Source organism: Hyphomonas sp. (genome assembly GCF_040882205.1).
Taxonomy (GTDB): Bacteria; Pseudomonadota; Alphaproteobacteria; order Caulobacterales; family Hyphomonadaceae; genus Hyphomonas.
The window spans coordinates 1-8,364 of the sequence record NZ_JBBEBT010000020.1 but is presented as its reverse complement, the minus strand read 5'-3'; the positions used below and the strand labels follow the sequence as shown (position 1 = coordinate 8,364).

General features: G+C 64.1%; 8 protein-coding genes and 1 pseudogene. 6 read left to right on the top strand and 3 right to left on the bottom strand.

Annotated elements, in window-relative coordinates:
• The 5 genes from WEA77_RS01430 to rnhA all read left to right on the top strand — a co-directional run.
• The coding region (locus tag WEA77_RS01430; RefSeq protein WP_368066092.1) for a spinster family MFS transporter at positions 1-1,331 on the top strand (1,331 nt) is incomplete at its 5' end.
• A gap of 37 nt (positions 1,332-1,368) precedes the next feature.
• A complete protein-coding gene (locus tag WEA77_RS01425; protein ID WP_368066091.1) occupies positions 1,369-2,871 on the top strand; it encodes a spinster family MFS transporter in 1,503 nt (500 codons plus the stop codon).
• 11 nt (positions 2,872-2,882) lie between these two features.
• The gene (gene thrB / locus WEA77_RS01420) at positions 2,883-3,869 is read left to right on the top strand and encodes a homoserine kinase (RefSeq protein WP_368066090.1); all 987 of its coding nucleotides are present in this window, start codon (positions 2,883-2,885) and stop codon (positions 3,867-3,869) included.
• Positions 3,866-4,426, top strand: a complete 561-nt coding sequence (locus WEA77_RS01415; RefSeq protein ID WP_368066089.1) for a hypothetical protein — start codon at positions 3,866-3,868, stop codon at positions 4,424-4,426. Before thrB ends, WEA77_RS01415 begins: the two co-directional genes overlap by 4 nt.
• A gap of 41 nt (positions 4,427-4,467) precedes the next feature.
• A complete protein-coding gene (gene rnhA, locus WEA77_RS01410; protein WP_368066088.1) occupies positions 4,468-4,914 on the top strand; it encodes a ribonuclease HI in 447 nt (148 codons plus the stop codon).
• Between the two features lie 238 nt (positions 4,915-5,152).
• Here rnhA and ctrA read toward each other — a convergent pair whose 3' ends face one another.
• From ctrA to WEA77_RS01395, 3 genes are all read right to left on the bottom strand, one after another.
• Positions 5,153-5,866: a response regulator transcription factor CtrA gene (gene ctrA / locus WEA77_RS01405; RefSeq protein ID WP_368066087.1), complete on the bottom strand. Its 714-nt coding sequence runs from the start codon at positions 5,864-5,866 to the stop codon at positions 5,153-5,155.
• Between the two features lie 134 nt (positions 5,867-6,000).
• Positions 6,001-6,828: an AAA family ATPase gene (locus tag WEA77_RS01400; protein ID WP_368066086.1), complete on the bottom strand. Its 828-nt coding sequence runs from the start codon at positions 6,826-6,828 to the stop codon at positions 6,001-6,003.
• Positions 6,829-6,844: 16 nt separating this feature from the next.
• Positions 6,845-7,855, bottom strand: coding sequence for a flagellar biosynthesis protein FlhF-like protein (locus WEA77_RS01395; RefSeq protein ID WP_368066085.1), 1,011 nt, complete (start codon positions 7,853-7,855; stop codon positions 6,845-6,847).
• 280 nt (positions 7,856-8,135) lie between these two features.
• Between WEA77_RS01395 and WEA77_RS01390 the strand changes: the two are divergent.
• Positions 8,136-8,364 (top strand): annotated as a pseudogene (locus WEA77_RS01390) (hypothetical protein); the annotation flags it as partial.

Sequence of the window (8,364 nt, the reverse complement as noted above, 5' to 3'; positions counted from 1 at the left end):
CGTTCAACCTGTCGGACGGTCAATGGGGCCTGCTGACCGGGCCGCCCTTCGCCCTCTTCTATGCGATCATGGGCATCCCGATAGCTATGTGGGCAGACCGGTCGAACCGGGTGATGATCATCGCGCTTTGCGTGGTCATCTGGTCGCTGATGACCGTATTCTGCGGCCTTGCCACGAGCTTCATCTGGTTGCTGCTTTTCCGTGTTGGTGTTGCCATCGGCGAGGCCGGCTGCACGCCGCCCGCCAACTCGATCATCACCGATTACTATCCGCCCAAGAGCCGCGCCAATGCGATCGGCATCTATTCGATGGGTGTCACCATCGGCGGCGTCCTCGCCCAACTCTTCGGCGGCCAGCTGGCGAGCCTTGAGGGCGAGACGTTCGGCGGCTGGATGGACGCCATCGGCCTCGGCTTTCTGTTCACCGGCGTCAACTGGTCGGAAGTGGAGGGCTGGCGCCTCGTCTTCGTGATCGTTGGCCTACCCGGCATCCTCGTCGCGCTCATCCTCTGGCTGACGGTGCGTGAGCCGCCGCGAGGCTATTCCGATCCGAAGTCGGCGATCCCGGACAAGGCCGGTTTTTTCGAGGCCTTCAAAGAGTTCAGCTCGAAGCCGACCTTCTGGACACTGTCGCTCGGCGCGGCGTTCGTGGCCTTCGTCGGCTACGGCCTGATCAGTTTCCAGGCACCGTTCCTGATGCGCGTGCACGGCGTGAGCGTCGCGGAGGCTGCCATGAACTATGGCGCGCCGCTCGCGGCCGTTGCCGCGTTCGGCACCTTCGCAGGCGGATTCCTCTCCGAGAAACTGGCGCCGCGCTTTCCGTCTGTCGCCGCCTGGCTGCCAGGCGTGGGCCTCTTGATCGCCATCCCCGCCTATGTCGGCGCCTTCCTCAGCCCGACGCTGCTCATGGCCTTCTGGATGTGGGTTATCGCCGCGATTGCGCACTACGCTTACCTCGGCGCTCAATACACCGTCTCGACCTCCATCGTCAGTCCGCGTTCGCGCGCCACGACCGTCTCCGTGATGCTGCTGATCATCAGCCTCATCGGCAACGGGGTCGGGCCGCTTTTCACCGGCATGATGAGCAGCGCCTTCATGGGCGGCATCGTCAAGCGGGCCGGGCTGGAAGCGGAATTTGCAAACTTCAATCCGGGCCTGTGCGCCGGCCGCCTTGCCGAACTGGGCGATGCCGGGCCTGCGCTCTGCTCGGCCTATGCCGAGGGGCTGCGCCAGTCGATGGTGGCCACCGTGCTTTTCCTGGCGATTGCCGCCGCCTTCTATTTCCTCGCTGCCCGCACCTATGCCAAGGACCGCTGGGCCCCTGCGACCTGATCTTCCCCATTATTGCCTGACCTGACTGGAGACGCCCATGACCGACGCCGCCAATACGAGCCAGATACCTGCCGCCGAACTGCCCCCGCACGAGACCGGCTTTGGTACCAACGGCTATCGCGGCTATGTGCTCGGCGCGCTCCTGCTGGTCTACATCTTCAACTTCATCGACCGCACGATCATCAATATTCTCACGGAGCCCATCAAGGCCTCGTTCGGCGTCGAAGACTGGCAGATGGGGCTCCTCGGCGGACCGGCCTTCGCATTTCTCTATACCTTCCTCGGTATTCCGATTGCACGCTTCTCCGAACGCTCGCACCGCGTGATGATCATCGCGGCGGCGGTCGGGTTCTGGAGCCTTATGACCGTCCTGTGCGGCTTTGCCACCACTTTCCTGATGCTCTTCCTGTTCCGGGTCGGCGTCAGTGTCGGTGAGGCCGGTTGCACACCGCCGGCGCAGTCCCTGATTGCGGACTATTTCAAGCCCTCCAGCCGCGCGACGGCGGTCTCGACCTATGCCCTCGGCGTTCCACTGGGCGGTATGTTCGCGGCCGTCTTCGGCGGCTTCGTGGCCGGCAATCTTGACGGTGTTCAGGTGGCTGCCGCGTTAAATAGCTGGGGCTGGACCTGGGCGGCGAATGCGCTCGACTGGAACAATATCGAAGGCTGGCGCATCGCGTTCGTCGTGGTTGGTCTGCCAGGCGTGATCCTCGCCTTTGTCGTTCGCATGACGATCAAGGAGCCCCCACGCGGCTATTCCGATCCGCCGGAAATGCAACGCGCCAAGGGTGACCGGACAAGCTTCCTCGATGTCATCAAGATCCTGATCAAGAAGCCGACTTACCTGCACGTGGTGGCCGGCGCGACGATTGCCTCCTTTATAGGATATGGTGTCGGCCAGTTCACGACCTCGTTCCTGATCCGCACGCACGGCCTGACCATCCAGGAAGCGGCGCTGCTGTTCGGCATCATCCTTGGACTGATGGCGGCGATCGGCGTGTTCACCTCCGGCTGGATGGCGGACAAGATTGCCAAACGCCACCCGACGGCGCTGTCCTGGATCCCCGCGATCGGCATGGGCCTGTCGGTGCCACTCTATGCGATTGGCTACTCGGTGGACAATCTGTGGCTGGCCATGCCGCCGCTGATGATCGCCGCGATGATCCACTATTACTACCTGGGTCCGATGTATGCTATCTCGGGCGGTGTGGTGGACAGCCGGATGCGGGCAACTGCGGTGGCGCTGACGCTGTTCGTGGTGAACCTGCTTGGCTATGGCCTTGGACCTCCGGTGATCGGCGCGCTGTCGACCTTCTGGAAGTCGACACTTCTGTCGGGCTCCGATCTCGGCCTGACACTGGAGATGTGCAAGTCACTGGTAGGCCTTGAGCCGGATGTCGTGGCGGGTTGCCGGGATGCGGATGCCAGAGGGCTTCAGTATTCGATCATCGCGTTCAACACGCTCTATGCCTGGGCAGCCCTGCACTACCTGCTGGCCGGCAAGACACTGCAACGTGACATGCTGCACAAGACGGCGTAAGTCCGCCGCCCATGGCGGTTTACACGCAAGTTTCCGATGAGGCGTTGGCGGAGTTTCTCTCCGCCTACGACCTCGGGGCGGCCCTGGCCTTCAAGGGCATTGCCGAAGGCGTGGAGAACTCGAACTATTATCTCGAAACCGAACGAGGCCGGTTCATCCTGACACTGTTCGAGAAGCGCGTGAATGCGGCCGACCTTCCCTACTTCATCGGCCTCAAACAGCACCTCGCCGGCAAGGGCTATCCCTGCCCCGAGCCTGTGATGGGGCGTGACGGATCTGCGCTGCGCACGCTGGAAGGCCGGCCGGCGTTGATCATTACCTTCCTCGATGGCCTTTCGCCGAGGCGGCCGAATGTGCGCCAGTGCCGCGCGCTGGGCGAAGGCCTCGCGAAGATGCACCTTGCACTCGCAGACTTTGCAGGTGTGCGCGAGAACTCGCTCGGCCCGAAATCCTGGGCGCCGCTCTGGGCGGGGCGAGCGGACGATGCCAATGCGCTGCAGGCAGGCCTGCCCGATACGGTCGAGGCAGCGTTTATCCAGATCGTCCGTGCCCGTAGCAGTTTTGCAGACCTGCCGCGCGGGACGATCCATGCCGACCTCTTCCCCGACAATGCCTTCTTCCTCGGCGACCAGTTTTCCGGCGCCATCGATTTCTACTTCGCCTGCACGGATGTGCTGGCCTATGACCTTGCTGTCTGCCTCAATGCCTGGGCGTTCGACGAAGGCAATGCGACGGATGCCTCGCGCCTGGAGTTCAATTTCTCCAAGGGCGCGGCGCTGATCGCGGGCTACCAGTGCGTGCGTCCGCTCGGCCGGTCGGAGCTGGACGCGCTGCCCGTGCTCTGCCTTGGCTCGGCGATGCGCTTTTTCCTGACACGGCTGGCGGACTGGACATCAACGCCGGCCGGCGCCCTGGTGCGGCCCAAGAACCCCCTTGAATATGCCGCGCGGCTCGCGTTCCATCTGCGCATGGACGGCGCGGAAGGATACGGGGCATGACCAGCGGGGCGCAGAGCGAAACACCGCTTCCGGCCTATGCGACAACGCCGCGGCCGAAGCGGGTGAAGCGGATCCGACTGGCGCTGGCGGTGTCCTCCTTTGCGGCCTGCCTGAGCGTGACACTGATGGGTTTCATTTTCCTCGGACCGATGCAGATGGCCTTTGGCGTGATGGGCTTTGCGGAACTTGGCGTCGGACAGTCGGGCTTCGCGAGCGGCGTGCAGACGGCCTTCCAGCTTGCGTCGCTGAACTTCTTCCTCTTCTTCATCACGGTGCCGGGGGCGGCGCTGGCGCTCGGGCTTTCCGTCGGCCGCCTTCCGCACCGGGGCATCACGGCGCTGATGGCGTATCTGCGCTGGGGCGCGATCTGGGGCGCGGTGCTGGTCGGCGGCACGACCTTCGGGTTCGCCCTGTTCGGCGGCGCAGCGTCGGCAGCGGGCGGACTGGTGGCAGGGGCGGCGATCGGCGGCGCCGCGGGCGGCTTCTGCGGTTTCCTGATGCACCGGATCGTCTCGCCGGCCCGCCAGCTGACCGAGGTTGACCTCAGCGTCTTCTGAGCGGCTTGACGCCTCCGGCGAAGCGGGCCACCTCGCGGGCAATGAGCGATGAAATCGAAATCTGGACGGACGGCGCCTGCAGCGGCAATCCGGGACCCGGCGGCTGGGGCGCGGTGATGCGCTCAGCCGGCCACCTCAAGGAAATCTATGGCGGCGATCCGGCGACGACCAATAACCGGATGGAGATGATAGCCGTCATCGAGGCGCTGAACGCGCTGAAGCGGCCTTCGAAAATCACGCTGAATGTGGACTCCACCTATGTGAAGGACGGCCTGACCAAGTGGATCAAGGGCTGGAAACGCAATGGCTGGAGAACCGCCGATAAGAAGCCGGTGAAGAATCAGGAATTGTGGATGGCGATGGAAGAAGCCTGCGCGCGCCATGACATCACCTGGAAATGGGTGAAGGGACATTCGGGCGACCCGAATAATGACCGGGCGGATGAACTCGCCCGTCAGGGTACGGACGAGGCGCGCGGGCGGAAATAGCGCGGCCGGCCGGGTTTCGTTTGCTTTGATTTTTATGTTCCGCTCATCCCCGCGAAGGACGCCGGGACCCATAATTGCGAGTGAAACAAACCCCTCTCGGTTCCGGCTTTCGCGGGGACGACGAGGTGGGAGGGGTGGCGCCGGGGCGGAACTGCAGGCGCCCGGCGCAACTTACGCGCAAAAAAAGCAAAACGCCCCGGCGGTGGCGCGGGGCGTTTGGACTTGGGAGAGACTGGCCTCAGGCGGCTTCTTCGATTTCGGCAGCCTTCGAGGCCGGGCGCGGGTCACGCAGGACGTAGCCGCGACCCCAGACGGTTTCGATATAGTGGAAACCGCCGGTCGCCTGCTGCAGCTTCTTGCGCAGCTTGCAGATGAACACGTCGATGATCTTGAGTTCCGGTTCGTCCATGCCGCCATAGAGGTGGTTGAGGAACATCTCTTTCGTGAGCGTCGTGCCCTTGCGCAACGAGAGCAGCTCGAACATCGCGTACTCCTTGCCCGTAAGGTGGACGCGGTCGCCTTCGACTTCGACGGTCTTGGCGTCGAGATTGACCAGGATTTCGCCGGTGCGGATCACGCTTTCGGCATGGCCTTTCGAGCGGCGAACGATGGCCGTGATACGGGCGATCAGCTCATCCTTGTTGAAAGGCTTGGTGAGGTAATCGTCGGCGCCGTAGCCGAGGGTTTTCACCTTCGCTTCGATGTCCGGATTACCCGAGAGGATCATGACCGGCGTGTTGACGCGGCTCATGCGCAGCTGTTTCAGCACTTCGAAGCCCGAGATATCCGGCAGCGACAGATCCAGAAGGATCATGTCATACTCGTAGACCTTGCCAAGATCGACGCCGTCCTCACCGAGGTCAGTCATATAGACGTTGAAGCCAGCGGCCTTGAGCATCAGCTCAATGGAGCGTGCCAGTGCCCGGTCATCTTCAATCAATAGGACGCGCATCGCTCGTCTCCCGAATCAGCTTGAGGCTGGTGTAGCCCGATTGTTAACTCCTGTGAATCTTACCGCCGCATTCTTTTCAACAAGTTAATGAGGCATCAGTTCACAGACGAAATCTTCATAATTCCCAGTACGGATCAATTGCCCAAAGCCGCGGTCTGGCCCTCGCCGATGAGCATTTGTGCAATCGCCATCACATCCTGGACAGGCTGGGCCTGCGGATCTGTGGAGATCAATGTCTTCTGACAACGGATGGCATCGCGGACCTTCGGGTCACGCATCACGGTTCCAGCATGACGGGGCCGGAAACCGAGAAAGGTGGTGCAGGCGCGCGCGATAGCTTCATAGGTCCGCTGGCCGGCGGCGCGCGTATCGGCCTGGTTGATGGCAATGATGGGCTCGACCTGCGGGGCGTAACCCTTCAGCACCTTGATGAAGGCATAGGCATCCGTCATCGAGGCCGGATCGTCGGTGATGACGACGAGAGATTTGTCGGCGGCGCGGGCGAGACGCATGCAGTTGGCTTCGATGCCGGCGCCAAGGTCCAGCACGAGGTGATCGTATTGCAGCGCCAGCGCCGTGAGGCCGGCGGCGAGGCGCGCGACTTCCTCGGTGGCAAGCTCGGCCAGCGCGCCGGAGCCGGAGCGGCCGGGCAGCACGTCAAAGCCGCCGCCGCCAGCCCCGCCATCGACGGGGGTTACGGCGTCGTCGAGTTCGACCCAGCCGGCCACAACGGCGGCGAGATCGGTTTCCGGCGCGATGCCGAGCTGGACGTCGACGTTGGCCAGGCCGAGGTCGCCGTCAACCAGCAGCACGCGGCGGCCGGCCTTGGCGAGAGCCGAAGCGAGGGTGATTGAGACGAAGGTCTTGCCGACGCCGCCCTTGCCGCTGGCAACGGCGATGATGGAGGCCGGCTGCACCCGGGGAGGCGGGCGCGCGGCGGGGCGGTCCTGGGATCGTCGCATGGTGAAGCTCATGGGATCAGGCTGCTCCTCTGAGGGCGATGACGTCGCCTCGGGCTTCTTCCATCAGAAGCGCCGAGAGCCGCGAGGGCGCCGCCGGGACAAGGCCGCCGCCGATGAACGGCGTGATGGCGAGGTGGGAGAAAGCGATGCCCGCAGACGTCAGGGCCGAGATAGCGCCGCCCCGGCGGCGGACGACATCAAGTTTGGTGAGAATGGCGCGGCGAACACCAGCACGCTGGAAGGCGCGGGCGGCTTCGGCGAGGTCATCTGGGTGGCCTTCGGCGGACAGGACAAGCACGGGCTCGGCGCGGATGGCGGCCACGAGGTCGGCGAGGCTGGCGAGGTCGTCGCCTTCGAAGGGATTGATCGCCGGCAGGTCGATGACGCAGCGGCGGTTTTCATTGCGCAGGGTACGGAGGGTTGCGAACAGCGCGTCCGGCGTTTCAGCAACGCGGATCTGGCCCTTCTCGAGTTCGAGATACGCGGCGAGCTGGGCGCCGGCGCCCGAACCATCGAGGTCAGCGGCGAGCGGGATGATTTCGGCGCGGGCGACCGAGGCGCGGCGCGTCAGCTTGGCGGCGGTGGCGGTGCGGCCATGGCCGGGCGGGCCGACGAGCAGAATGTCGCGGTCGAAGCGCGCCGGAATCGGGTCGCAGGTGATCATGCGGGCGAGGCCTTCGGCCATCGCATCTTCCGGCGAGGTGAACTGGCCCGGCGAGCGGCCGGCGCCTTCATGGGCGACGCGGTCGGCGAAGCGCTGCGGGGCGCCGTGCCAGAGGAGCGCGTCGCGGACGCGGGCATACATCGGATTGTCGATGCCCCGGCCATGGCCGCCGGCACGGGCATCGCGCAGGAAGACCGGCTCGTTGCCGACTGCGGCGGCGCCCATCCGGTCGATGGCGGCGCGCACTTCGACGCCGCCTTCCACTTCGCGTTCAGACAGAATCACGGCATCTGAGCCCATATCCGCAAAGATCATCGCTTTTGCAGCTTCCATCGATTCTGCAGCGAACATCTTCATACGCATAGGGCGGCTTCCTCGCAACGCTGGGCGGCTGGCGGCAGTGATTCTGCCGGAAACCGCGACACTCAGGGGCCAGCAAAGCCGGGAAAAGGTTAATTTTTTCACAAGCGAAGTTAGTATTTACCCTAAATTCATGGCCAGAATGCCCGCCGCCGCGGCCCCGAAGGGCGGCGGCGCCTCGTACTCCCTAGCGGAAACAGGGTTCGTTATCGCCGCGCACCGACTTAACTTCTCTCGAACCGGTTTCGCCCTACTCTTGGACTGTGCGGCAAAGGTAAACAGCATGCATTACAGTGAAATCCTGGCGCTGATCGGGCTGGGCCTCGGCGCGCTGATGGGACTGGGCGCCTTGTTTGTGCCGAACTGGGCAGCCGGAGTGGTGCGCCTGCAGCCGGATCCGGAGAGGCCCGGCGGATATTCGGAGTTCCGGGCAACCTATGGAGGGCTGCTGCTGTTGCTGCACATGACGGCGTTCGTGCTGGTGCTGCATGCCCCGGCGGCGATGGGGCTGG